We start from the raw sequence: 22,961 nt of genomic DNA, 5'->3' as shown, positions 1-22,961 counted from the left end.
GCAGGATTCATCCAGCGTTTCCCCTGGGGAACCCGTCGGTGCACAGGTTGGTAGCCGCCCCTACCCGGGGGCCCGTGATTCCAACCACTTCGTGGCGCCTACCCACTCAGGCGGGGGTGTCGTCCTGCTCGTCCTCACCGGTTTCGGCCAGGACCGGGGAAGCGTGGTGCGACCAGAGTTTCCACCCCTGGGGCGTGCGCCGGAACACGTTGGTGGCGACCACGAGCTGCCCGACGAGCGGGCCGAGCTCCTCGCCGGCGCCCTCGGGGGCGGGGCCGCCGCTGAGGATGTTCTCCGTGCAGGTCACCAGGGCGGTGTCGCCGGTGACCGAGACGTGCACATCGGTCAGGAAGAACTGGATGTAGTCGGTGTTCGCCATGATCAGCGCGTACGACCTCAGGACCTCGCCGCGGCCGGTCAGCACGGGCCAGCCGGGGTGCACGCAGGAGACCACGCCGGTGTCGGCCGGGTCGTGGTAGGTCTCGTCGACGCCCAGGTCGGCGGGGGTCAGCCAGAGCGACGCCAGTTCCTCGAAGTCGCCCTGCTCCAGTGCCTCGTAGAAGGCGGTGTTGGCGGCCTCGACCTGCTCGACGTCGGTGTGCGGGGCGCTCACCGGGCACCTTCCGCGCCGGTGCGCGGGCCGCGCGCCCCCGCGATGGCGCGGGCGACCCGGACCGCGTCCGCCGTGGCGCGCACCTCGTGGACGCGGACGGCCCAGGCGCCGGCGTGCGCCGCGAGCGCGGAGACGGCCGCGGTGGCCGCGTCGCGTTCGCGCGCGGGCGGCGGGGGGCCGTCGGGGCCGGCGAGGATCCGGCCGAGGAAGCGTTTGCGGGAGGCGGCGACGAGCAGCGGGTGGCCGAGGGCGAGGACCCGGTCGAGGCTCGCGAGGAGCGCGAGGTCGTGCTCGGCGTCCTTGGAGAAGCCGAGGCCGGGGTCGACGATGACGCGGTCGGGGGCGATGCCGCCGGCCAGGACGGCCTCCACGCGCGCGTGCAGCTCGTCGACGACTTCGGTGACGACGTCGGCGTACTCGCCCCTGACGTTGCCGCCCTGGAGGAAGCCGCGCCAGTGCATGACGACGAAGGGCGCTCCGGCATCGGCGACGGCCGGGATCATGCGGGGGTCGGCGAGGCCGCCGCTGACGTCGTTGACGAGGGCGGCACCGGCCGCGAGGGCCCGTTCGGCGACGGAGGCGCGCATGGTGTCCACGGATACGGTGACGCCCTCGGAGGCCAGGCCGCGGACGACGGGGACGACGCGGCGGAGTTCCTCGTCCTCGTCGACCCGGGTGGCGCCGGGGCGGGTGGACTCGCCACCCACGTCGACCAGGTCCGCGCCCTCGGCGACGAGGTCGAGGCCGCGTTTGACGGCGGCCGTGGTGTCGAAGAAGCGGCCGCCGTCGGAGAAGGAGTCGGGGGTGACGTTCACGACTCCCATGACCGCGCAGCGGTCCCGTTCCGGTAGGCCCGCCACGCGCCCGCGTCCGCTCAGGTTGCTCATATCTTCAGCGTAGGCCCAGGCGGGGGCCGTCAGGCGCTGCGGCCCGGGCGACGGCCCCGTGGGAGCGGCCCGGTCAGGCCGCCCGGACGTCCCGTTCCACGGTGGTGCCGTGGGCGCACGGGTGGTGGGCGGCCGGGCGCCGTCGGCGCAGGAAGCGCGGCAGGGGCGGGGCGAGGGTGACGAAGCCCTCGGCCTGCATGGCGGCGAAGCCGATGCGGGGCAGGTCGGCGGAGGCGCGGTAGACGACGAAGCGCGGCTCCCAGCGCGGCCGGAACTTGGCGTTGAACTTGTACAGCGACTCGATCTGGAACCAGCGGGAGAGGAAGACCAGCAGTCCGCGCCAGGCGCGCAGCACCGGTCCGGCGCCGATCTTCTCGCCGCGGGCCAGTGCCGCGCGGAACATGGCGAAGTTGAGGGAGACCCGCGCGATACCGAGCTTGGGGGCGGCCTGGAGGGCGGCCACGATGAGCAGTTCGTTCATGCCCGGGTCGGCCGAGCGGTCGCGGCGCATCAGGTCCAGGGAGACGCCGTCGGTGCCCCAGGGCACGAAGTGCAGGATCGCCTTCAGGTCGCCGTAGGGGCCCGGGTGCTCGTCCTGTTTGTGGGCGGTGGCGATGAGGCAGTCGCCGTCGGCAGGGTCGCCGACGCGGCCCAGTGCCATGGAGAAGCCGCGCTCGGTGTCGGTGCCGCGCCAGTCGTCGGCGGCCTGCCGGATGCGCTCCAGTTCGGCTTCGCCGACGTCACGGACACGTCGTACCCGGGTTTCGTAACCGGCGCGCTCGATGCGCTTGACCATCTGGCGCACGTTGCGCATCGCACGGCCGGCGAGGGAGAAATCCGCGACGTCCACCACCGCCTCGTCGCCCAGTTCGAGGGCGTCGAGCCCGGTCTCGCGGGTCCACACCTCGCCGCCGGTCTCGGAGCAGCCCATCACGGCGGGGGTCCAGGAGTGGGCCTTGGCCTCGTCCATGAACCGTTCGATGGCGCCGGGCCAGGCCTCGACGTCGCCGATCGGGTCGCCGCTGGCGAGCATCACGCCGGAGACCACGCGGTAGGTCACCGCCGCCTTGCCGCTGGGCGAGAAGACGACGGCCTTGTCGCGGCGCAGCGCGAAGTGGCCGAGGGAGTCGCGGCCGCCGTGCTGGTCCAGCAGGGCGCGCAGCCGGGCCTCGTCCTCCTCGGTGAGCCGAGCGGCCGGATGTTCGGGGCGGAAGGCCAGGTAGATGGTGGTGACCGCGGTGAGCAGGCCGAGGGCGCCGAGTGAGAAGGCGACGGTCCAGGAGGTGTTGCCCTGGTAGGCGACCGGGCCCTCGAAGCCGAACAGCCCGTAGATGACGTGGGTGATGCGGTCGGCGAGGCTGGGGTCGCCGACGATGCGCTCGCCGTGGACGCTGACGATGAGCAGCCCGAGCAGGAGCGAACCGGCGCTCATGAGCACGAAGTTGGCCAGGGCCCGCCAGCGGCTGCGAGGGTCGGGCAGGGCGTTGAACTGGTCGCGGTGGCGCAGCAGGGGAGCCAGCAGCGCCAGGGAGATCAGCACGCCCACCAGCGAGTGCCGGTAGGTGAACTGAGCGACGGCACCGGCCGGCAGGAGTGCCACCGCCGCCCGCCAGGCCCGGCGCTTGCCGCGCTTGAGGCCGTGGGCGAGCAGCAGCAACAGCACGCCGGTGCTGAGGGACAGGGCGGCCGCGAACGGGCCGAGCGCGCCGGGCAGGACCTCGGCGATGGCGTGCATGCGGCTGTGCCGGAAGCGGGGGAAGACGCCCGCGGCGATGTCCAGGACGCCCACCAGGGCGCAGGCTCTGCCGACGAGGACGGGGACGGCCTCGGGGCGTGGCCCGCGCAGTATCCGGCTCACCCGGCCCGGACGGGCCGCGCCGCTGCTGTGACGCGGAACCTCGCCCGACATTTCCTCATCTGTCCTGACAGACATCGCATCCCGTAGTTCTGCGAGAGACCTTGGATCCGGTGCCGATTCGGGCATCCGGCGACATTGCGCCCTCTAGGACGGTGTCTCGGGGGGAGAGGTTCACTCCCCACGTCAAAGCCGTTTCAAAGGCCAAGGAAAGTCCGGGACAAGCCCTTGCGAAGGTGTGATCGCGGGGCGGGCCCGGACGGAGAGCGCGGACAGGTAACCAACCCATGGGTCTGACGAGCAACAAGATGCTGGTGCTGGCGGTGCTGTCGGCCGTGCTGCTGTTCGCCGGCACGGTCTGGCTGTGGCCACGGATGGCCCGGCGCAGTTGGCCTGCCGTGGCCGGGCGTATCGGCCTGCTGCTGGGCACTCAGCTGGCGCTGTTCGCAGCGGTGGGCCTGGCCGCCAACCAGGCCTTCGGCTTCTACGCGAGCTGGGCGGACCTGTTCGGGCAGGAGAAGGACCAGGGCGTGGTCGTCGACCACGCGCCGGGCGGCGGTCCGCTGGAGGTGGTCGGCTCGCGCCGGGTGCCGGGGGCGGGCGGTGCGCTGCCCCGGGCCGGCGGCCGGGTCCAGCAGGTCGACATCGTGGGCCGCACGACGGACATCGCCACGCCCGCGTACGTCTATCTGCCGCCGGAGTACTTCCAGCCGCGGTACCGCACCCACAGGTTCCCGACGGCCGTCGTGCTGACGGGTTACCCGGGTACGGCGTCGGCGCTGGTGGAGAAGCTCCACTATCCGCGTACGGCCCTGGAACTGGCCCGGGCGGGCCGGGCGGAGCCGATGATCCTCGTGATGCTGCGGCCCACGGTGGCGCCGCCCCGGGACACGGAGTGCGTCGACATCCCGGGCGGTCCGCAGACCGAGTCGTTCTTCGCGAAGGATCTCCCCGACGCGTTGCGCACGCACTACAGAGTGGCCGAAAAGCCGGGCGGTCTGGGCATCATCGGCAACTCCACGGGCGGCTACTGCGCGTTGAAGATCGCCCTGCACCATCCCGGTGTGTACGCGGCCGGGGCGGGCTTGTCCGCGTACTACAAGGCGCCGGCCGACGCCACGACAGGCGATCTCTTCCAGGGCGACAAGGCGCTGCGGAATCGCGCGGACCTGTGGTGGTATCTCGCGCACATGCCCGCTCCCGATACGTCCCTGCTGGTCAGCAGCAGCAAGCTGGGCGAGACCAACTACCGGGACACGCTGGAGTTCATCGAGCGGGTGAAGGACACCGGGCGGACACGGATCTCGTCGATCATCCTCGAAAGCGGGGGGCACAACTTCAACACCTGGCGGCGCGAGATTCCGGCGGCGCTGGAGTGGATGAGCGGGCGGCTGGGCGGGCACTGAAAACGATCTTGGGAATTGGGCGGGCGGCCGATTCCGGTTCTTCCCGAGTTCTGATGCGGTGTGAACGTTTCGGTGTGGCTTTGTTTTTGCGGGGTGGCTCACCATGATTCGCCTACGCGCGGTAAGTTTCTGGCCATGCCACGTGGACGTCACCGCCATTCCCCGCCCCTGCACAGGATGCTCCCCCCGTCGGCGATCGCAGGCGTCTCCCTCGTCTGCGCCCTGGGGCCCTGGGTGTTCACGGAGCCGATGGTGCTCCGCGGTCTGGCCGCGGCCGCCGCGGCGACGGCGGTCATCGGCGCGGTCGTGCTGCGCCGTTGGGACACCCAGGCGGGCAAGCGCGTCGCCGACCTCACGCGCGCGCGTGCGAGCGACGAGTGGCGCTTCGAGGAGCGGGTCGCCGAGCTGGAGGCCGACCTCGAGGAGTCCCGCGAGCTGCGCGTGAAGCTGGAGCAGCGGCTGCGCGCCAAGCGCACGGAACTGGCCGGGCTGCGCAACGAGCACGCCGCGCTGCTGCGCCGGTACGCCACGGCGGAGGCCGAGCGCGCGAGCGTCCTGGAGGAACGCCGGGTGCTCGAGATAGAAGCGACGGTTCCGGTTCGGGCCGCGCTGCCGGCGGGGGCGTCGGACACCGCGGACGCTTCGACGGAGCCGGACGGGACGCCTGCCGCTCTCACCGCCGAGGAGGAGGCCGCGGTTCCCGCCGTGTTCTCGCCCGAGGGTTCCCGGCTGTTCCTGCGGGCCGCGGCGGCACTCGCCCGGTTCGACGGTGAGACGGTCCCGGACCCGGACGGTGGCGGTGACGGTGACGGCGTACCGAAGAGCGAGGACGCGGAGCCCGCGCAGGAGCCGAAGCAGGAGCAAGCCGAACCGCGGGAGCAGGTGCGGGAGGACGAGCCGCAGGGGCCGTCCGAGGCGGCCGACGGGCACGAGCGCGCGACCGCCGAGACGTCCGTGGGGGCCGCTGAGGCGTCGAGGGCGCCGGGCGAGGGCCCCGTAGCGGCCGCTGAGGCCTCGGGGGCGGCCGGCGAGGACTCCGCAGCGCCCGCTGAGAACGCGGTACCGGCCGCTGGGACCGGGCAACTGCCGGAGGCCGTGCGGTCCGGGCGGGCGGCCCGGCCCGAGCAGCCCGCAGGCCGGCTCGCCGGTCACTACACCGTGCCGACCGCCGTGGCCGTCGCGCCGCAGGCACCGGTGCGGCGTCCGCTGGCCGAGGGCGGGTTCGACTTCTTCGGCACGAAGGCCGGCACGTCGCACGCCGCCCTGGAGGCCGTGCAGAACGAGGACCTCGCCGATGTCGTCGGCCAGGAGGCGCTCGCCCTGCACAAGGCCGAGACCGAGGCCCGCTACAAGCCGGCCGACGAGGAGTCGCGCGGCATCGGTCAGGTCATCGACCTGACGGCGCACGACGAGACGGAGCAGATCGACGTACAGGGGCTGCGGAGCGCGGTGTCCTGAGGCCTGGCCGGACGGAGGGCCCCTCGGCTACGGCCGGGGGGCCCTCGGCTTTCGGATGGTCAGGTCATGCCATCCAGCGGTCCGGCCGCGCGTCCCGCCGCCCCGTCCGGGACCGCTCCGCCTGTGCCGCCAGCAACGCGCGCGCCTCACCGGCCTCCCGCAGCCGGGCCCGCACCGTCTTGTTCGCCCCCGTGTCCACACACACGTCGGCGACGCCCCGGGCCCGCTCCCACGGCCCCTGCGTCATCCGTACGCTCTGCACCTTGGCGTGCGGCACCAGCGCCAGGCTCCGCCGCAGCAGCCCCGACCGGGCCGCGAACACCGTGTCCGTGACGGCGAGTCCGTACCCGCGCCACCACAGCGGCACGCACCAGCGGGCGCTGCGCGGCGCCGGCGACAGGGCCGCGGGCTCCGGCACGCTCACCCCGGGCAGCACCCGGGCGACGACGTCCTCGGCGATCTCGCGCGGAGCGACCGGCACCAGCACGGAGTTGGACGAGCCCGCCACGTCCAGTTCCACGCGCACCCAGCCGCGCCGCCGCCACAGCAGCGGTTCGACGATCCGCACGGTCTGGACGCGTCCCGGCGGCACCGTCTCGTGTGCCCGGTCCAGCAGCCCGTGGTCGATGCGCAGCCCGTCGGGCGACTCGCCCACCGTCCAGTCGTACTCGGTGACGAACCGGCCGACGCTGCTCGCACCCGCCGCGCCCAGCAGCGGCAGGGCGACCGCGAGGACCGTCCACAGGCTGTGGGTGAGCAGCCACAGCACCGGCGGGACGACGAGCGCCGCGGCCAGCGACACCCAGGTCGCGCCCGTCAGCACCAGTGACAGTGCGAGGACGCCCGGCGGCACCCGCAGCAGCTGCCGGGACGGGGCCTCGCCGACCTCGTGCGCGGTCTCGGGTGCGAAACCGGCCGCCCGGGCGAGCAGTTCGGCCCGCAGGGTCCGTGCCTCGTCCGCGCCGAGGAAGGCCAGTTCGTCCTTCTTGTCGGTGCCTATGACGTCGAGTTTGAGCTTGGCGACACCTGCCACCCGGGCCAGCAGCGGCTGGGTGACGTCGATGGCCTGGATCCGCTCCAGCCGGATGTGCGCGGTGCGCCGGAAGACCAGTCCGGTACGGATGCGCAGTTCGGTCCCGGTCACCGCGAAGTGAGTGAACCACCAGGAGCAGAAGCCGTAGAGAGCGGCGGCCGGGACGAGCACGGCGAGGCCGATCAGCAGCGTGGTCGTCGTCAGCCGGGTCAGATGGCGCTGCGCCCCGTCGGGGTCGTGCACGGCCCAGCCGATGAGCACGGCGACCGGTGCCCAGGCGCGGCGCAGCGGGGTGACGGGGTGCAGCCGCCGCTCGGTGACCTCGGCGGCGGCCTCTGAGGCCTCGGCTGCCCCGGGCGCCGTCACAGCCCCGCCGACCGGGCTTCGCCCAGCTCGGTGAGCCGGTCCCGCAGCCGTTCCGCCTCGGCCGGGTCCAGGCCGGGGATGGTCGCGTCGGTCGCCGCGGCGGCCGTGTGCAGCTGCACGCTGGCCAGCCCGAAGTGCCGCTCGACGGGCCCGGAGGTGACCTCGACCAGCTGCATCCGCCCGTACGGCACGACCGTCTCCTCGCGCCACAGCACGCCACGGCTGATCAGCAGGTCGTCGGCGCGCTCGGCGTACCGCCAGGACCGCCAGTTGCGCTCGGTCATCACCCAGCCCCAGGCCATCAGCGCCAGCGGCGGCAGCGCGAAGGCGGCCCAGGCGGGCCCGGCCAGCAGGCCCGGCAGCAGCCCGGCGGCCAGGGCGATCAGCCCGAGCCACACCACCAGCAGCAGCCGGCGCATCTTCAGCAGACCGGGCGGCAGCGCGATCCACACCGGCTCGTGCTCCACGGCCTCGATCGTGCCCTGCGGCCCGTCCGGCCCCGCCTCGTGCGGACTCCCCGTATCCATGGGGCCAGGGTACGTAGGAGAGACTGTGTCCATGACTCCTACGACGGAGACCATGGTCGGAATCGGCGGCGCCGCGGAGAGCACCGACATGGTGCTCAACATCGGGCCGCAGCACCCGTCCACCCATGGCGTGCTGCGGCTGAAGCTCGTCCTGGACGGCGAGCGCATCAGCCACGCGGAGCCGGTGATCGGCTACATGCACCGCGGCGCGGAGAAGCTGTTCGAGGCGCGCGACTACCGCCAGATCATCATGCTCGCCAACCGCCACGACTGGCTGTCGGCGTTCTCCAACGAGCTGGGCGTGGTCCTCGCCGTGGAGCGAATGCTCGGCATGGAGGTCCCGGAGCGCGCGGTCTGGCTGCGCACGCTGCTCGCCGAGCTGAACCGGGTGCTCAACCACCTCATGTTCCTCGGCTCGTACCCGCTGGAGCTCGGCGGGATCACCCCGATCTTCTACTCCTTCCGGGAGCGCGAGGAGCTCCAGCACGTCATGGAGGAGGTCTCCGGCGGGCGGATGCACTACATGTTCAACCGGGTGGGCGGCCTCAAGGAGGACCTGCCGGCCGGGTGGACCACGCGCGCGCGTGCCGCCGTCGCCGACGTCCGCTCCCGCATGGACCGCTTCGACGACCTGGTGCTCGGCAACGAGATCTTCCGGGGCCGCACCCGGGGCGTCGGCACCCTCACCGCCGAGGCCGTGCACGCCTACGGGGTCAGCGGGCCGATCGGCCGCGCCTCGGGCGTCGACTTCGACCTGCGCCGGGACGAGCCGTACCTCGCCTACGGCGAGCTGGGCGACGTCCTGAAGGTCGTCACCCGGCAGGAGGGCGACTGCCTCGCCCGCTTCGAGTGCCTCCTGGAGCAGACGAACAACGCGCTCGACCTGGCCGACGCCTGCCTCGACCGGCTCGCCGAGCTGCCGCCCGGGCCGGTCAACCAGCGGCTCCCGAAGGTCCTCAAGGCACCCGAGGGCCACACGTACGCGTGGACCGAGAACCCCCTCGGGATCAACGGCTACTACCTGGTCAGCAAGGGCGAGAAGACCCCGTACCGGCTGAAGCTGCGCTCGGCGTCGTACAACAACATCCAGGCGCTGACCGAGCTGCTGCCGGGGACGCTGGTCGCGGACATGGTGGCGATCCTGGGGTCGATGTTCTTCGTGGTCGGGGACATCGACAAGTAGGGGCTCAGGCGCGGAACGGGTCCGGGATCCCGACCGGCTGGACCAGCCACCCGAAGTCGCCCAGCCCGCCCGCCGCGGTGAGCTCGGCGGCCTCCCCGGCGCTCGCGAGGCCGCGTACGTACGCGGCGGGGTCGGTGGAGGCCAGCGTGAGCGGGGGCCGTGCGCCGGTCACGCCCAGGGCGCGCAGCGCCTCGCGCTGGGGAAGCACGTGCCCGCCGGGCAGCGCGCACGCGTCCAGGGCCACATGGGCGGTGATGTCGCAGGAGCCGTCCGGCACCGGTGTGGTCTCGCGGCCTTCCCGGAACCCGGTGAGCGTCCCGAACGGCGGCCGGGTGCCCGCCGTGTGCCCGTAGTCCACGGCGACGGCGAGCCCCCGCCGGAGCGTCGCGGCCGCCGCGGCCCAGGCCTCGTCCCGGGGCAGGCCGATCTCGGCCCGCAGCCCCTCCTCGCCGGGCAGCGGCCACCAACGCTCCAGCCACCGCGCCCGCGCCCCGTCCACCGGCTCCCCGAGCCGCTCGGTCCCGTCCTCCCGGACCAGCACCCGCCGCGCGACGCCCGCGGAGTCCACCTCCGCGACGTCCACGGGGACGTTGTCCAGCCATTCGTTGGCGAACAGCAGCCCGGTCGTCCCCTCCGGCGGCCCGGCCAGCCACTCGATCCGGTGATCGAGACCGGCGGGCCGCTCGGCGATCTCCACGGCGTACGCGCGCGTGCGGGCCGCCACGTCGGCGGGGAGTGCGGCGAGCACCCCGCCCGTCAGCTCGCCCCGCCCGGCGGCCATGTCGACGAAGTCGAGGACCTCGGGCCGCCCCAGCGCCTCGTCGACCCGGCACAGCAGCAGCGCCACGGCCCCGGCGAACAGCGGCGACGCGTGCACGGAGGTGCGGAAGTGCCCGGCCGGCCCCTCGGCCCCGGCCCGCCGGTAGAAGCCGTCCGGCGCGTACAGCGCGTCCTGCGCCGCCGCGCGCCACCCGCGCCACTGGTCCCTGGTTCCCGCAGTCACCGGCCCAGGCTAAGCGCACGCAACGTACGCAACTCCACCTTGCGGAGTATGCGCGCCCGGTACGGATCGGCCCTCCGGTTGACCCCTGCACCTATCCCGCTTCCCTACGCTGGGTTACGTGCAGCGCCTCTATGACTTTCTCCGCAGGCACCCGATGTGGGTCGACGGCACCTGGGCCGTCGTCCTCCTCGGGATTTCGGTACTGGGCGGAGCGGCGGGCGAGCAGATCGGCCCGTGGGCCGCCGTCATTCCGATCACGCTGCTGCTGAGCCTCGTGGTCGCGCTGCGGCGCCGGATGCCGGAGAAGATGCTGCTGCTCGCGGCCGCGGTCGGCGTGGCGCAACTGGTCACCGATGTCGCGATCCTGCCCGCCGACTTCGCCATGCTCGTGATCGTCTACACGGTCGCGGCGGAAGGCGCCCGCTGGGCCTCCCGCTTCGCACTGATCGCCGGCCTGTGCGCGGCCCCCCTGGCGCAGCTGCGCTGGTCGAACGAGCAGACGGGCGTGGCCGGCGACATCGCCCTGGCCGTCCTCCAGACCGTCCCCTTCGCCCTCGCCTGGGTGCTCGGCGACTCCATCCGCACCCGGCGGGCCTACTTCGCGCAGCTGGAGGAGCGGGCCGCCCGCCTGGAGAAGGAGCGCGAGGCGCAGTCCAAGGTCGCCGTAGCCGCCGAACGGGCCCGGATCGCCCGCGAGTTGCACGACGTCGTCGCGCACAACGTCTCGGTGATGGTGGTCCAGGCCGACGGCGCCGCCTACGTCCTCGACGCCGCGCCGGACCAGGCGAGGAAGGCCCTGGAGACCATCTCCTCCACCGGCCGCCAGGCCCTCGCCGAGATGCGCCGCCTGCTCGGCGTGCTGCGCACCGGCGAGCACCAGGAGGCCGGAGAGTACGTGCCGCAGCCCGACGTGCGGCAGATCGAGGACCTCGTCGAGCAGTGCCGCGGTTCCGGGCTGCCCGTCGACTTCAAGGTCGAGGGCACGCCCCGCCCGCTGCCCAGCGGCGTCGAGCTCACCGCCTACCGCATCGTGCAGGAGGCGCTCACCAACACCCGCAAGCACGGCGGCCCCAACGTGGGTGCGAGCGTCCGCCTGGTCTACTTCGACGACGGCCTCGGCCTGCTCGTCGAGGACGACGGCAAGGGCGCCCCGCACGAGCTGTACGAGGAGGGCGGGTTCGACGGCCAGGGCCACGGTCTGATCGGCATGCGCGAGCGGGTCGGTATGGTCGGCGGCACCCTGGACGCGGGCCCGCGCCCGGGTGGAGGCTTCCGCATCAGTGCCCTGCTGCCGCTCAAGCCCGCGCACTGACGCTGGCACACGCCCCACTGACACCTGTAACGACCCCGATAGGGAAGAGGCCCGATGACGATCCGCGTGATGCTCGTCGACGACCAGGTGCTGCTGCGCACCGGGTTCCGGATGGTGCTCGCCGCCCAGCCGGACATGGAGGTCGTGGCCGAGGCGGGCGACGGCGTCGAGGCCCTCCGGGAACTGCGGACGACCGAGGTCGACGTGGTGCTGATGGACGTCCGCATGCCGAAGCTCGACGGGGTGGAGACGACCCGCCGGATCTGCGCGGACACCGACCCGCCGAAGGTGCTCATCCTGACCACCTTCGACCTCGACGAGTACGCCTTCTCCGGGCTGAAGGCGGGCGCCTCCGGCTTCATGCTCAAGGACGTGCCGCCGGCCGATCTCCTGGCCGCGATCAGGGCCGTGCACAGCGGCGACGCGGTCGTGGCGCCCACCACCACCCGGCGGCTCCTGGACCGCTTCGCGCCGATGCTGCCGGGCACCGAGCAACCCCGGCACAAGGAGCTGGAGCGGCTCACCGACCGCGAGCGCGAGGTGATGGTGCTGGTCGCGCAGGGCCTGTCCAACGGTGAGATCGCGGCCCGGCTGGTGCTGTCGGAGGCGACCGTGAAGACGCACGTGGGCCGCATCCTGACCAAGCTGGGGCTCAGGGACCGGGTGCAGGTCGTGGTACTGGCCTACGAGACGGGGCTGGTGCGGGCCGGCGGGCACGGCTGACCCGCACCCGGCCGCGCCCGGGTCCCTCGGCGAGCCCGCCCCGCCCGCGTCGGGCACGCACGACCGGCGGGTCGTACGGGAGTGGCGCGACGAACGGCGGTTCCGCGCGGTCCTCGCCGGCCGTCCGGTCCGCCCCCCGGCTCCGGGACGCCCTGAACCGGTGGCGGCGGCGCCCTACCTGAGCTGCTCCGGCAGCCGGGCCACGAACTCCGCCACCGCCGCCTTCACGTCCTCGGCGGTCCACTCCAGCCCGGCGGCCCGCACATGCACCTCCGTGCGCGCGAGCCCCGGCCCGCCCCGGTCCCAGGCACTGCCGAACAGCACGGCCCCCGTCTCCTCCACCGTCCGCACCGCCGCCTCCGCGAGGACGTCCGGCTCGTACGGCAGCCACACCTGGAAGTCGTGGGTGTGCGGCACCTCCGGGTGCACGCGCGCCCACGGCACCCCGGCCGCCGCGAACCCCTCACGCAGGGCGGCGGCCACCACGCGCGCGTGGGCCACGTACTCCGGCAGCCGGGGCAGCTGCCGCTCCAGCCCGACCAGCGCCGACAGGGCCGTGGGGAACTGCTGGAAGACCATCCCGCCGTACCGGTGCCGCCAGGTCCTCGCCTCCTCGACGAGCTCCCTCGGACCCGCCAGCGCCGCGCCGCCGAACGCCTCCAGGGACTTGTAGAACGACACGTAGACGCTGTCGGCCAGACCCGCGATCTCCTCCAGGGGCCGGCCGAAGTGGACGGTCGACTCCCAGAGGCGGGCCCCGTCGAAGTGCACCACCGCGTCCCGGTCCCGCGCGGCCTGAACGACCGCGGTGAGCTCCTCCCAGGCGGGCAGCACGAAACCGACGTCCCTGAGGGGCAGTTCCAGCATCAGCGCCCCGAAGGGCTCCTCGAAGTCGCGCACCTCGGCGGCGGTCGGCAGCCGCGGCTCCTCGGTGAGCCGCACCGGGCGAAGGCCCCCGACCTCGCTGAACGCGTTCCGCTCGTGCACCTCGGGATGGCTGAGCGCGTGCAGGGCGACGGTCGGGTTCCCGGTGCGGCCCGCCCAGCAGCGCAGGGCCACCTGCTGGGCCATCGTGCCCGTCGGGAAGAACACGGCGGCCTCGGTGCCGAGCAGCCCGGCCACCTTCGTCTCCAGCGCCTCGACGACACCGCCGCCGTAGATGTCGGACAACTCGTCCAGGTCGTGGACGCCCTCCGCCTCCTCCAGCACCGCCAGGCGCTCCCGGAGGGTCATGTGGAAGCCGAAGCGCGCGAACACCCGCCGTGCCGTGCGATGGGCGGCCAGCCGCCGCTCCCGCAGCCGTGCGCCCGGGTCCTCGTCCGTCACCTGATCGTCGCGTTCCGCCGTATCGGTCATGCTCCGGATCCTCTCCCGCGCGCGGGGGACCGGGCATCCGCATTTCCCTGCGCCGTTCCGGGAACGCCGCAGGGGTGTGCACAGCCTGTGGACAACCGAACGCCCCTCGAACCGATCGCGTTAACATGACGAGAAATCGTCCGGTACCCGGAGCGGACTGGAACGGGAAGGCCGCCGTCGAGTGAACACAACCCCACAGCCAGACCCCAAGGACCGTCCCGCGCGGCTCACCGTCGGCGTCGTCGGCGCCGGCCGCGTGGGTCCCGCGCTGGCGGCGTCCCTGCAGCTCGCCGGGCACCGCCCGGTCGCCGTCTCCGCCGTCTCGGACGCCTCCCGGCGCCGCGCCGGGCAACTGCTGCCCGACGTGCCCGTGATGCCGCCCGCCGAGGTCCTCCAGCGGGCCGACCTGGTGCTGCTGACCGTTCCCGACGACGCCCTGCCCGACCTGGTCACCGGCCTCGCCGACACCGGGTCCGTACGACCCGGGCAGCTCCTCGTCCACACCTCGGGGCGCTACGGCGCCCGGGTCCTCGACCCCGCCCTGCGCGCGGGCGCCCTGCCGCTCGCCCTGCACCCCGCGATGACCTTCACGGGCACGCCCGTGGACGTCCAGCGGCTGGCCGGCTGCTCCTTCGGCGTCACCGCCCCCGAGGAGCTGCGCATGGCCGCCGAGGCCCTCGTCATCGAGATGGGCGGCGAGCCGGAGTGGATCGCCGAGGAGAACCGGCCGCTCTACCACGCGGCGCTCGCCCTGGGCGCCAACCACCTGGTCACGCTGGTCGCCCAGTCCATGGAGCTGCTGAGCGCGGCCGGCGTCGCCGCCCCGGACCGGATGCTCGGCCCGCTGCTCGGCGCGGCCCTGGACAACGCCCTGCGCTCCGGCGACGCGGCCCTCACCGGCCCGGTCGCGCGCGGTGACGCGGGCACGGTCGCCGCGCACGTCACCGAGCTGCGCCGGCACGCCCCGCAGACCGTCGCCGGTTACCTGGCGATGGCCCGCGCGACCGCCGACCGGGCCCTGGCCCACGGCCTGCTGAAGCCGGAACTCGCCGAGGACCTCCTCGGGGTACTCGCCCACGGGACCGACGGCACCGAAGGGGACGCCCGATGACCACCACCCTGCTGCGCACCGCCGGGGAACTGCACGCACGCGCGCGTGCGGGCCGCCGGGCCGTGGTGATGACCATGGGCGCGCTGCACGAGGGCCACGCCACGCTGGTCCGCACCGCGCGCGGCATCGCAGGCTCGGACGGCGAGGTCGTCGTCACCGTCTTCGTCAACCCGCTCCAGTTCGGCCAGGGCGAGGACCTCGACCGCTACCCGCGCACCCTGGACGCCGACCTCGCGCTCGCCGGGCAGTCGGGCGCCGATGTCGTGTTCGCGCCCTCCGTGGACGAGGTCTACCCGGGCGGCGAGCCCCAGGTCCGCGTCACCGCGGGCCCCATGGGCGAGCGCCTGGAGGGCTCCTCCCGCCCCGGGCACTTCGACGGCATGCTCACCGTCGTCGCCAAGCTGCTGCACCTGACCCGCCCCGATGTCGCCCTGTACGGCCAGAAGGACGCCCAGCAGCTCGCCCTGATCCGCCGCATGGTGCGGGACCTGAACTTCGGCGTGGAGATCGTCGGCGTGCCCACCGTCCGCGAGGAGGACGGCCTGGCCCTGTCCAGCCGCAACCGCTACCTGTCGGCCGCGGAGCGGCGCACCGCCCTCGCCCTGTCCGGGGCCCTGTTCGCGGGCCAGGACCGCCATGCCGCGCAGGAGGCGCTGCGTGCCCGGGCCCGCGAAGTTCCCGCCACACGCGCGCGTGCCGAGGCGCTCAGCGCCATAGGGGAGTCCCGCGCGGCGGCCGACGCGCACGCCGTGGCGACGGCCGTCCCGGGCGGCCCGGCCGCCGTACGCGCCGCCGCCCGCCAGGTACTCGACGAGGCCGCCCGCCTCGACCCGCCGCTCGCGCTGGACTACCTCGCCCTGGTCGACCCGTCCGACTTCACCGAGATCGGGGACGACTTCACCGGCGACGCGGTCCTCGCCGTCGCCGCCCGGGTCGGGGCGACCCGGCTGATCGACAACGTCCCCCTCACCTTCGGAAGCTTCGGAGCCGCCTCGTGACCACCACAGGCATACGACTGCACGCCCCCGCCGCCGGGTGGTCCATCGCCGCGGACGTGGTCGTCGTCGGCTCCGGCGTCGCCGGGCTGACCGCGGCGCTGCGCTGCGAGGCCGCGGGCCTGCGGACGGTCGTCGTCACCAAGGCGCGTCTCGACGACGGCTCCACCCGCTGGGCCCAGGGCGGCATCGCCGCGGCCCTCGGTGAGGGCGACACTCCCGAGCAGCACCTCGAGGACACCCTGGTCGCGGGCGCCGGCCTGTGCGACGAGGACGCGGTCCGCCTCCTCGTCACCGAGGGCCCCGACGCCGTACGCCGCCTCATCGAGACCGGCGCCCGGTTCGACGAGTCCTCCGAGGGCGGACTGGAACTCACCCGCGAGGGCGGCCACCACCGCCGCCGCATCGCCCACGCCGGCGGCGACGCCACCGGCGCCGAGATCTCCCGCGCCCTGGTCGACGCGGTACGCGCGCGGGGCATGCGCACCGTCGAGAACGCGCTCGTCCTGGACCTCCTCACGGACGCCGAGGGCCGCACCGCCGGCGTCACCCTGCACGTCATGGGGGAGGGCCAGCACGACGGCGTCGGGGCCGTGCACGCCCCCGCGGTGGTCCTCGCGACGGGCGGCATGGGCCAGGTCTTCTCCGCCACCACCAACCCGTCGGTGTCGACGGGCGACGGCGTGGCGCTCGCGCTCCGGGCGGGCGCGGAGGTCAGCGACCTGGAGTTCGTCCAGTTCCACCCGACCGTGCTGTTCCTGGGCCCGGACGCGGAGGGCCAGCAGCCCCTGGTCTCCGAGGCCGTACGCGGCGAGGGCGCCCATCTGATCGACGGCGACGGCGTGCGCTTCATGGTCGGACAGCACGAACTCGCCGAACTCGCCCCCCGCGACATCGTCGCCAAGGGCATCATGCGCCGCATGCAGGAGATGGACGCCGAGCACATGTTCCTCGACGCCCGGCACTTCGGCGCCGCGATGTGGGAGCACCGCTTCCCGACCATCCTCGCCGCCTGCCGCGCCCACGGCATCGACCCGGTCACCACCCCCGTCCCGGTCGCCCCGGCCGCCCACTACGCCTCCGGCGGCGTCCGCACCGACTCGCGCGGCCGTACGACCGTGCCCGGCCTGTACGCGTGCGGCGAGGTCGCCTGCACCGGCGTGCACGGAGCCAACCGCCTGGCGTCCAACTCCCTGCTCGAAGGCCTCGTCTACGCCGAGCGCATCGCGGCCGACATCGCGGCGGCCGGCCTCCCCGCGCGCGTGCCCCAGCCGGCCCCGCACCCGGAGATCCCCGAGCACCCCCTGCAGACCCCGGAGGCGCGCTTCACGATCCAGCGGATCATGACGAGCGGGGCGGGCGTCCTGCGCTCGGCCGGCTCGCTCACCCAGGCCGCCGACCAGCTCCAGCGTCTGCACACCGACGCCCGGGAGGCCCTCGCCGAGAACGGCAAGACGGCCGAGCCCGGCGTGGACACCTGGGAGGCCACCAACCTCCTGTGCGTGGCCCGCGTCCTGGTCGCCGCCGCCCTGCTGCGCGAGGAGACCCGGGGCTGCCACTGGCGCGAGGACCGCCCCGAGCGCGACGACACCACCTGGCGCCGCCACGTCGTCGTACGCCTGAACCCGGACCGCACGCTGGCCGTGCACACCACGGACACCACACACTTCCCTACGACTTTCCCGCCCCAGGCCCCCCAGGAGCAGTGACCGACGTGAGCACCCCCGACCTTCCCCTCGCCTCCTCCGGAGGCTGCGGAGACGGCTGCGCCTGTGGCGCGGACGACGAGGCATACCTGGAGTGCGGCCTGGACCCCGCACTCGCCCAGCTCCTGGCCGAGGCCGGACTCGACCCCGTCGAGGTCGAGGACATCGCCAACGTGGCCCTCCAGGAGGACCTGGCGCACGGCGTGGACGTGACGACGGTGGCGACCATCCCCGAGGACGCGGTGGCCACGGCCGACTTCACCGCACGCGAGGCGGGCACGGTGGCCGGCCTGCGCGTCGCCGAGGCGGTCATCTCGGTGGTCTGCGAGGAGGAACTGGAGATCGAGCGCCACGCGGAGGACGGCGACCGTGTCGCAGCGGGCCAGAAGCTCCTCTCCGTCACCACCCGCACCCGCGACCTCCTCACGGCCGAGCGCAGCGCGCTGAACATCCTGTGCCGCCTGTCGGGCATCGCGACGGCGACGCGCGCGTGGGCGGACGTCCTGGACGGCACGAAGGCCAGGGTCCGCGACACCCGCAAGACCACGCCGGGCCTGCGCTCGCTGGAGAAGTACGCGGTCCGCTGCGGCGGCGGCGTCAACCACCGCATGTCCCTCTCGGACGCGGCCCTCGTCAAGGACAACCACGTGGTCGCCGCGGGCGGCGTCGCCCAGGCCTTCCAGGCGGTACGCGAACGCTTCCCCGACGTCCCCGTCGAGGTCGAGGTCGACACCCTGCACCAGCTCCGCGAGGTCCTGGACGCCGGCGCCGACCTGATCCTGCTGGACAACTTCACGCCGGGCGAGTGCGAGGAGGCCGTCGCGATCGTCCAGGGCCGCGCCGCCCTGGAGGCCTCGGGCCGCCTCACCCTCGCCAACGCCGGGGCGTACGCGGACACCGGCGTCGACTACCTGGCCGTCGGGGCCCTCACGCACTCCTCGCCGATCCTGGACATCGGCCTCGACCTGCGGCCGGCGGAGTAGGGGCGGTACGGGCCATGCTGCTGACGATCGACGTGGGAAACACCCACACCGTGCTCGGACTGTTCGACGGCGACGAGATCGTCGAACACTGGCGCATCTCCACGGACGCGCGCCGCACCGCCGACGAGCTGGCGGTCCTCCTCCAGGGCCTGATGGGCATGCACCCGCTCCTCGGCGACGAACTGGGCGACGGCATCGACGGCATCGCCATCTGCGCCACCGTCCCCTCGGTGCTGCACGAGCTCCGCGAGGTGACGCGGCGCTACTACGGCGACGTACCCGCCATCCTCGTCGAACCGGGCGTCAAGACGGGCGTGCCGATCCTCATGGACAACCCCAAGGAGGTCGGCGCCGACCGCATCATCAACGCGGTCGCGGCGGTCGAGCTCTACGGCGGCCCGGCCATCGTCGTCGACTTCGGCACGGCGACGACGTTCGACGCGGTCAGCGCGCGAGGGGAGTACGTCGGCGGGGTCATCTCGCCCGGCATCGAGATCTCCGTGGAGGCCCTGGGCGTCCGCGGCGCCCAGCTCCGCAAGATCGAGGTGGCCCGGCCGCGCAGTGTCATCGGCAAGAACACGGTCGAGGCGATGCAGTCCGGCGTGATCTACGGGTTCGCCGGCCAGGTCGACGGCGTGGTCGGCCGCATGGCCCGCGAGCTGTCGGACGACCCCGACGACGTCACCGTCATCGCGACGGGCGGGCTGGCACCGATGGTCCTGGGCGAGTCGTCGGTGATCGACGAGCACGAGCCGTGGCTGACGCTGGTCGGGCTGCGGCTGGTGTACGAGCGGAACGTGTCGCGCATGTGAGTCCCTGCGGGGCCGGGCGGGGCCGCCCGGCCCTGTCGCGGACGTGGCCGCCCGCCGTGGGACGCCACGCTCGCGGCATCCCGCAGGGCCTGCCGTCCGGATCACGCCGGTGAGACGCCGCCGATTCCCCGCGACCTGATCCGGACGACAGCCCCTGGGCGGGACGAGTGGTCCCGCACGCCACACCCGCTCCCTATGCGAGATTTGTCTGATTAGCGCGTATCGTCGCCGCATGCCCACGCCATACGGATCCCGCGGCGGCATGGCGTTCGGCGTGGAGGAGCTGCGTGTGCTCCGCCGCGCTCTCGCCCTCGCCCTCCACCCCACCCCCGCCTCGGCCGACGACGTCCAGGACTGTCTCCGTCTCGCAGAGTCGCTCGACGAGGCGCTGCGGGAGGGGGCCAGGCTGCGTGCCTTCCTCGTGGCCGACCTGGGCCGGTACCGCGCCGCCCTCCCTGGTACCGCCGCCGGCTACCTCGCCCTCCTGGACGAGGCGCTGGGCGCCGGCTACCGCCCCGTGCCCGACGACCTCGCCGCCCTCCGCGCCCTGCGCGGCAACCCCACCGCAGCGGCCCTCCTGGACCGCTGCGCGGTCACCCCCGTCACCACAGCCCTTCCCCCCGCGGCCACCGTCCCCGGTTCCCGCACCCGCCTCCTGGCCCTCCCCGGGGGCCGCCGCGCCCCCACCGGCCACTCCGCCGGGGGCGGTACGGAGAAGCAGCCCGAGAAGAAGCCCGCCCGCAAGCCGCCCGCCCCCAAGCCGGCGCCGGCCCCCGCCCCCGGCACCCCGAAGCCCTCCCGCCCGATCCCCACCCCGGGCGAGGTCTTCCCGCGTCGCAAGCCGGCCCCGCCACCCCCCTCGAACCCCCGGCAGCTCGCCGCGGGCTGACGTGGCTACCCTGGATCCATGGACTACGTCTCCGCGCTCCTGCCCCCGGCCGTCATGGCCGTCTTCTTCATCGGCGTGATCCGGGTGATCGTGAAGACACAGGGTGGCGCCAACAAGGCCAAGGAGGACGCGGTCGTGGACGCCGCCCTCGCGCGGGTGGAGGGCGCCCGTCAGTCCACCGCGACGTCCCCGAAGGCCGAGGCCTGACCCCACCCGCTCCCAGGGCGTACGACTCGGCGAGCCCGCACCCGCGGCGCCCGCACTCCGAGCCGTACGCCCTTTTTGTTCCCATTCGCCGGTGAAGCGCACGTCCGCCACGCCATTACCGGGATCTCCCACTATTGTTCTGAGCTGTGCCTCGCCCATTGGGAGAACTCGAAGACGCGGTCATGTCGCGGGTGTGGAAGTGGAACCGCCCGGTGACCGTTCGGGAAGTCCTGGAAGATCTTCAGAAGGAGCGGTCCATCGCGTACACCACCGTGATGACCGTTTTGGACAATCTCCATCAGAAGGGCTGGGTGCGCCGCGAGGCGGAAGGCCGTGCCTATCGATATGAGGCCGTCTCCACCCGTGCCGCCTACGCGGCCGCCCTGATGAACGACGCCTGGTCGCAGAGCGACAACCCGGCAGCCGCTCTCGTCGCCTTCTTCGGCATGATGAGCGAGGAACAGCGGCGGTCTCTCAGCGATGCCGTACGCATCGTCCAGGGCCCGGAAACCCAGGAACCGACCGAACCGTCGGAATCCGCGGAACGGGCCGAACGCGCGGAACCCCGGGAAGGCCCCCCGGAGAACCCCGCCTCCACTCGGGACCACGGCGGGCGATAGCGTCCCGTCATGCCCGTGAAGAGCCCCGAAGCCACCGCAAAAGCCATCACCGTCCGACGGGCTCGCACCAGCGATGTCCCGGCCGTGCGCCGCCTCCTTGACGCCTACGTCCGCGGCGGCATCCTGCTCGACAAAGCGACGGTGACGCTTTACGAGGACATCCAGGAGTTCTGGGTCGCGGAACGGGACGACAACGCCGAGGTCGTCGGCTGCGGTGCGCTGCACGTGATGTGGGAAGACCTGGCGGAAGTCCGTACTCTCGCGGTGAAGCCGGGCCTGCAGGGCGCGGGCGTCGGGCACCACGTGCTGGAGAAGTTGCTGCAGACCGCCCGCTGGCTCGGCGTTCGCCGCGTTTTCTGCCTGACCTTCGAAGTCGACTTCTTCACCAAGCACGGCTTCGTGGAGATCGGTGAGACGCCCGTGGACACGGATGTCTACGCGGAGCTGCTGCGTTCCTATGACGAGGGCGTCGCGGAGTTCCTCGGACTCGAACGAGTGAAACCGAACACCTTGGGCAACAGCCGGATGCTTCTGCATCTGTGATCGGCGGGCGCGAGTGGGCCGCTAGAGGGCCCGGCCGGTTCGGCAAGGCATATTCCGCGGTGTCAGCCCCTTCCCTGGTGCCCTATGTCCGAAACGCGCACGTTTCCGGACCGAGCCGGGGCTGCCGGTCTCTGCCGGGGGTTTGTGTTTTTCCGGCAAAAGCGGTTTGCTTTCCGAGGTACTGCAGTACTGCATATAACAGGGGACGGCGATACGGCGGACGCCGGCACACCCCGGCCCTGAAGATATCGATGAAAGGAAATCCGGTGGCACAGAAGGTTCAGGTCCTTCTTGTCGACGACCTCGACGGTGGCGAGGCGGACGAGACCGTGACGTTCGCGCTGGACGGCAAGACGTACGAGATCGATCTCACCACTGCCAATGCGGACAAGCTCCGTGGCCTTCTCGAGCCTTACGTGAAGGGCGGTCGTCGTACCGGAGGCCGTGCTTCGGGCGGGCGTGGAAAGACGCGCGCCGCGTCGAGCGGCAGCCAGGACACCGCGGCGATCCGCGCCTGGGCGAAGGAGAACGGCTACGAGGTCAACGACCGCGGCCGTGTTCCCGCGACCATCCGCGAGGCTTACGAGAAGGCCAACGGCTGAACAGCGGCACTACCGACCCTGCGCACGCAAGGCCGGTGGCTGGGCGCACGCGCGCCGCAGCCGGACCCGGTGGCACTGCGTGGCCACCGTGTTCACCAGCCGCACGAGATCGGGGGCGTCCTCACAGCCCCCCAGCGCCGACAGCGTCGGCAGCGAGGTCTCGACCTCGCATCCCGGCTCGGGGGGCCGCAGCCACACGGCGGCCCCCTGGGAACCGACCAGGCCCGAGGGAGCAGGCGGAACAGCCGCCTCGGGGGTCACCGCGGCGTTCGACCCGCGCGCCGGCGGCGCTGCCCTCTCCGTGTCCGGCACCGGCGGCGACGGCGCCTCCATGAGGCCGCCCGCACCGATCGCCACCAGGCCCAGCGGCAGGGACCCCCAGTCGAGCCACTCCAGCAGCCCGGGAAGCTCCTCCGCGCTGCCCGCGGCCACCAGAAGCAGCATCCGGTCGCCGTGCAAGGCGACGGGAGAGCCCGGCGCCGAGCGCCGCAGCGCCGCGTGCCCCGCCTCCGCCGGCACGTCCAGGACGTCGTAGCGCACCCCCACCACCAGCCGCAGCGGATCGCCGGGCACCGTCGGCCACTCCAGTTCGTTCTCGTACCACCGCCGGACCTGACCGCTCGCGCCGGCCGGGTCGAGCGGCCGGCGGGGGAGTGGGACGAGCGGGGCCGAGGATGCGATCACGGGCCGATGGGTGCCGAACATGCCAAGTGCAACAGCCGGAAAGGCCTGCGGGTTACGCTGAGTGGCGTCGCGAGTGCGCAACGTCGC

The 22,961-nt window shown here is 73.3% G+C and carries 23 protein-coding genes; 15 read left to right on the top strand and 8 right to left on the bottom strand.

Annotation, left to right across the window (positions count from 1 at the left end):
* Nucleotides 1-106: 106 nt before the first annotated feature.
* The 3 genes from ACFU3E_RS12195 to ACFU3E_RS12185 form a co-directional block, all read right to left on the bottom strand.
* Nucleotides 107-613: a nuclear transport factor 2 family protein gene (locus ACFU3E_RS12195; protein WP_384155386.1), complete on the bottom strand. Its 507-nt coding sequence runs from the start codon at nucleotides 611-613 to the stop codon at nucleotides 107-109.
* Entirely contained in the window at nucleotides 610-1,500 is an 891-nt protein-coding gene (folP, locus tag ACFU3E_RS12190) for a dihydropteroate synthase (RefSeq protein WP_384155383.1), read from the bottom strand. The genes ACFU3E_RS12195 and folP overlap by 4 nt, the downstream gene beginning before the upstream one ends.
* A gap of 73 nt (nucleotides 1,501-1,573) precedes the next feature.
* Nucleotides 1,574-3,409 carry a phosphatidylglycerol lysyltransferase domain-containing protein gene (locus ACFU3E_RS12185; RefSeq protein ID WP_384155380.1) on the bottom strand — a complete coding sequence of 612 codons (1,836 nt, stop codon included), beginning with the start codon at nucleotides 3,407-3,409 and terminating at the stop codon, nucleotides 1,574-1,576.
* 233 nt (nucleotides 3,410-3,642) lie between these two features.
* Here ACFU3E_RS12185 and ACFU3E_RS12180 point away from each other — a divergent pair, with 233 nt between their 5' ends.
* Both ACFU3E_RS12180 and ACFU3E_RS12175 read left to right on the top strand, forming a co-directional pair.
* The gene (locus ACFU3E_RS12180) at nucleotides 3,643-4,761 is read left to right on the top strand and encodes an alpha/beta hydrolase (RefSeq protein ID WP_384155377.1); all 1,119 of its coding nucleotides are present in this window, start codon (nucleotides 3,643-3,645) and stop codon (nucleotides 4,759-4,761) included.
* Between the two features lie 135 nt (nucleotides 4,762-4,896).
* On the top strand, nucleotides 4,897-6,219 hold the full coding sequence (locus ACFU3E_RS12175; RefSeq protein ID WP_384155374.1) for a hypothetical protein: 1,323 nt from the start codon (nucleotides 4,897-4,899) through the stop codon (nucleotides 6,217-6,219).
* Nucleotides 6,220-6,283: 64 nt separating this feature from the next.
* On the opposite strand, the gene ACFU3E_RS12170 is transcribed toward ACFU3E_RS12175, so the two are convergent.
* Both ACFU3E_RS12170 and ACFU3E_RS12165 read right to left on the bottom strand, forming a co-directional pair.
* Nucleotides 6,284-7,618 (bottom strand): PH domain-containing protein, encoded by a 1,335-nt coding sequence (locus ACFU3E_RS12170; protein ID WP_384155372.1) that lies wholly within the window; start codon nucleotides 7,616-7,618, stop codon nucleotides 6,284-6,286.
* On the bottom strand, nucleotides 7,615-8,145 hold the full coding sequence (locus tag ACFU3E_RS12165) for a PH domain-containing protein (RefSeq protein WP_384155369.1): 531 nt from the start codon (nucleotides 8,143-8,145) through the stop codon (nucleotides 7,615-7,617). Before ACFU3E_RS12165 ends, ACFU3E_RS12170 begins: the two co-directional genes overlap by 4 nt.
* Nucleotides 8,146-8,176: 31 nt before the next feature.
* Here ACFU3E_RS12165 and ACFU3E_RS12160 point away from each other — a divergent pair, with 31 nt between their 5' ends.
* Nucleotides 8,177-9,328 (top strand): NADH-quinone oxidoreductase subunit D, encoded by a 1,152-nt coding sequence (locus tag ACFU3E_RS12160; RefSeq protein ID WP_384155366.1) that lies wholly within the window; start codon nucleotides 8,177-8,179, stop codon nucleotides 9,326-9,328.
* Nucleotides 9,329-9,332: 4 nt separating this feature from the next.
* Here the strand turns inward: ACFU3E_RS12160 and ACFU3E_RS12155 are convergent, their stop codons facing one another.
* Entirely contained in the window at nucleotides 9,333-10,331 is a 999-nt protein-coding gene (locus tag ACFU3E_RS12155) for an SAM-dependent methyltransferase (RefSeq protein ID WP_384155363.1), read from the bottom strand.
* Between the two features lie 118 nt (nucleotides 10,332-10,449).
* Between ACFU3E_RS12155 and ACFU3E_RS12150 the strand changes: the two genes are divergently transcribed.
* Nucleotides 10,450-11,643 (top strand): sensor histidine kinase, encoded by a 1,194-nt coding sequence (locus ACFU3E_RS12150; RefSeq protein ID WP_384155360.1) that lies wholly within the window; start codon nucleotides 10,450-10,452, stop codon nucleotides 11,641-11,643.
* Between the two features lie 54 nt (nucleotides 11,644-11,697).
* Nucleotides 11,698-12,366, top strand: a complete 669-nt coding sequence (locus tag ACFU3E_RS12145; RefSeq protein ID WP_384155357.1) for a response regulator — start codon at nucleotides 11,698-11,700, stop codon at nucleotides 12,364-12,366.
* Between the two features lie 174 nt (nucleotides 12,367-12,540).
* Here ACFU3E_RS12145 and ACFU3E_RS12140 read toward each other — a convergent pair whose 3' ends face one another.
* On the bottom strand, nucleotides 12,541-13,722 hold the full coding sequence (locus ACFU3E_RS12140; protein ID WP_384155354.1) for a threonine aldolase family protein: 1,182 nt from the start codon (nucleotides 13,720-13,722) through the stop codon (nucleotides 12,541-12,543).
* A 181-nt stretch (nucleotides 13,723-13,903) separates the two neighbouring features.
* Between ACFU3E_RS12140 and ACFU3E_RS12135 the strand changes: the two genes are divergently transcribed.
* From ACFU3E_RS12135 to ACFU3E_RS12090, 10 genes are all read left to right on the top strand, one after another.
* Nucleotides 13,904-14,833 (top strand): Rossmann-like and DUF2520 domain-containing protein, encoded by a 930-nt coding sequence (locus ACFU3E_RS12135; protein WP_384155351.1) that lies wholly within the window; start codon nucleotides 13,904-13,906, stop codon nucleotides 14,831-14,833.
* Nucleotides 14,830-15,831 (top strand): pantoate--beta-alanine ligase, encoded by a 1,002-nt coding sequence (gene panC / locus ACFU3E_RS12130; protein WP_384155348.1) that lies wholly within the window; start codon nucleotides 14,830-14,832, stop codon nucleotides 15,829-15,831. Before ACFU3E_RS12135 ends, panC begins: the two co-directional genes overlap by 4 nt.
* Complete coding sequence (locus tag ACFU3E_RS12125; protein WP_384155345.1) at nucleotides 15,828-17,537, top strand: L-aspartate oxidase; 1,710 nt, start codon at nucleotides 15,828-15,830, stop codon at nucleotides 17,535-17,537. Before panC ends, ACFU3E_RS12125 begins: the two co-directional genes overlap by 4 nt.
* Nucleotides 17,538-17,542: 5 nt before the next feature.
* The gene (gene nadC, locus ACFU3E_RS12120) at nucleotides 17,543-18,517 is read left to right on the top strand and encodes a carboxylating nicotinate-nucleotide diphosphorylase (protein ID WP_384155342.1); all 975 of its coding nucleotides are present in this window, start codon (nucleotides 17,543-17,545) and stop codon (nucleotides 18,515-18,517) included.
* A gap of 14 nt (nucleotides 18,518-18,531) precedes the next feature.
* Nucleotides 18,532-19,329: a type III pantothenate kinase gene (locus ACFU3E_RS12115; protein ID WP_384155339.1), complete on the top strand. Its 798-nt coding sequence runs from the start codon at nucleotides 18,532-18,534 to the stop codon at nucleotides 19,327-19,329.
* 262 nt (nucleotides 19,330-19,591) lie between these two features.
* Complete coding sequence (locus tag ACFU3E_RS12110; protein ID WP_384155681.1) at nucleotides 19,592-20,218, top strand: hypothetical protein; 627 nt, start codon at nucleotides 19,592-19,594, stop codon at nucleotides 20,216-20,218.
* Nucleotides 20,219-20,236: 18 nt separating this feature from the next.
* A complete protein-coding gene (locus ACFU3E_RS12105) occupies nucleotides 20,237-20,425 on the top strand; it encodes a hypothetical protein (protein ID WP_384155336.1) in 189 nt (62 codons plus the stop codon).
* Nucleotides 20,426-20,607: 182 nt separating this feature from the next.
* On the top strand, nucleotides 20,608-21,045 hold the full coding sequence (locus ACFU3E_RS12100) for a BlaI/MecI/CopY family transcriptional regulator (protein WP_384155678.1): 438 nt from the start codon (nucleotides 20,608-20,610) through the stop codon (nucleotides 21,043-21,045).
* 9 nt (nucleotides 21,046-21,054) lie between these two features.
* Nucleotides 21,055-21,588, top strand: a complete 534-nt coding sequence (locus tag ACFU3E_RS12095) for an amino-acid N-acetyltransferase (protein ID WP_384155333.1) — start codon at nucleotides 21,055-21,057, stop codon at nucleotides 21,586-21,588.
* Nucleotides 21,589-21,854: 266 nt separating this feature from the next.
* Nucleotides 21,855-22,190 (top strand): Lsr2 family protein, encoded by a 336-nt coding sequence (locus tag ACFU3E_RS12090; RefSeq protein ID WP_094057033.1) that lies wholly within the window; start codon nucleotides 21,855-21,857, stop codon nucleotides 22,188-22,190.
* Between the two features lie 9 nt (nucleotides 22,191-22,199).
* Here the strand turns inward: ACFU3E_RS12090 and ACFU3E_RS12085 are convergent, their stop codons facing one another.
* A complete protein-coding gene (locus tag ACFU3E_RS12085) occupies nucleotides 22,200-22,895 on the bottom strand; it encodes an SCO3374 family protein (RefSeq protein WP_384155330.1) in 696 nt (231 codons plus the stop codon).
* Nucleotides 22,896-22,961 lie beyond the last annotated feature (66 nt).

The sequence above is a fragment of the Streptomyces sp. NPDC057424 genome (assembly GCF_042803315.1).
GTDB lineage: Bacteria > Actinomycetota > Actinomycetes > Streptomycetales > Streptomycetaceae > Streptomyces.
Note: the sequence above shows the minus strand (reverse complement) of the source record. Positions and strands in the feature narration are given on the sequence as shown.

Bases quoted from the DNA above. Each gene is read 5' to 3' on its own strand.
- folP (WP_384155383.1), bottom strand. From the start codon at position 1,500: ATGAGCAACCTGAGCGGACGCGGGCGCGTGGCGGGCCTACCGGAACGG.
- ACFU3E_RS12185 (WP_384155380.1), bottom strand. From the start codon at position 3,409: ATGTCGGGCGAGGTTCCGCGTCACAGCAGCGGCGCGGCCCGTCCGGGC.
- ACFU3E_RS12180 (WP_384155377.1), top strand. From the start codon at position 3,643: ATGGGTCTGACGAGCAACAAGATGCTGGTGCTGGCGGTGCTGTCGGCC.
- ACFU3E_RS12175 (WP_384155374.1), top strand. From the start codon at position 4,897: ATGCCACGTGGACGTCACCGCCATTCCCCGCCCCTGCACAGGATGCTC.
- ACFU3E_RS12165 (WP_384155369.1), bottom strand. From the start codon at position 8,145: ATGGATACGGGGAGTCCGCACGAGGCGGGGCCGGACGGGCCGCAGGGC.
- ACFU3E_RS12160 (WP_384155366.1), top strand. From the start codon at position 8,177: ATGACTCCTACGACGGAGACCATGGTCGGAATCGGCGGCGCCGCGGAG.
- ACFU3E_RS12145 (WP_384155357.1), top strand. From the start codon at position 11,698: ATGACGATCCGCGTGATGCTCGTCGACGACCAGGTGCTGCTGCGCACC.
- ACFU3E_RS12140 (WP_384155354.1), bottom strand. From the start codon at position 13,722: ATGACCGATACGGCGGAACGCGACGATCAGGTGACGGACGAGGACCCG.
- panC (WP_384155348.1), top strand. From the start codon at position 14,830: ATGACCACCACCCTGCTGCGCACCGCCGGGGAACTGCACGCACGCGCG.
- ACFU3E_RS12115 (WP_384155339.1), top strand. From the start codon at position 18,532: ATGCTGCTGACGATCGACGTGGGAAACACCCACACCGTGCTCGGACTG.
- ACFU3E_RS12110 (WP_384155681.1), top strand. From the start codon at position 19,592: ATGGCGTTCGGCGTGGAGGAGCTGCGTGTGCTCCGCCGCGCTCTCGCC.
- ACFU3E_RS12105 (WP_384155336.1), top strand. From the start codon at position 20,237: ATGGACTACGTCTCCGCGCTCCTGCCCCCGGCCGTCATGGCCGTCTTC.
- ACFU3E_RS12100 (WP_384155678.1), top strand. From the start codon at position 20,608: ATGTCGCGGGTGTGGAAGTGGAACCGCCCGGTGACCGTTCGGGAAGTC.
- ACFU3E_RS12095 (WP_384155333.1), top strand. From the start codon at position 21,055: ATGCCCGTGAAGAGCCCCGAAGCCACCGCAAAAGCCATCACCGTCCGA.
- ACFU3E_RS12085 (WP_384155330.1), bottom strand. From the start codon at position 22,895: ATGTTCGGCACCCATCGGCCCGTGATCGCATCCTCGGCCCCGCTCGTC.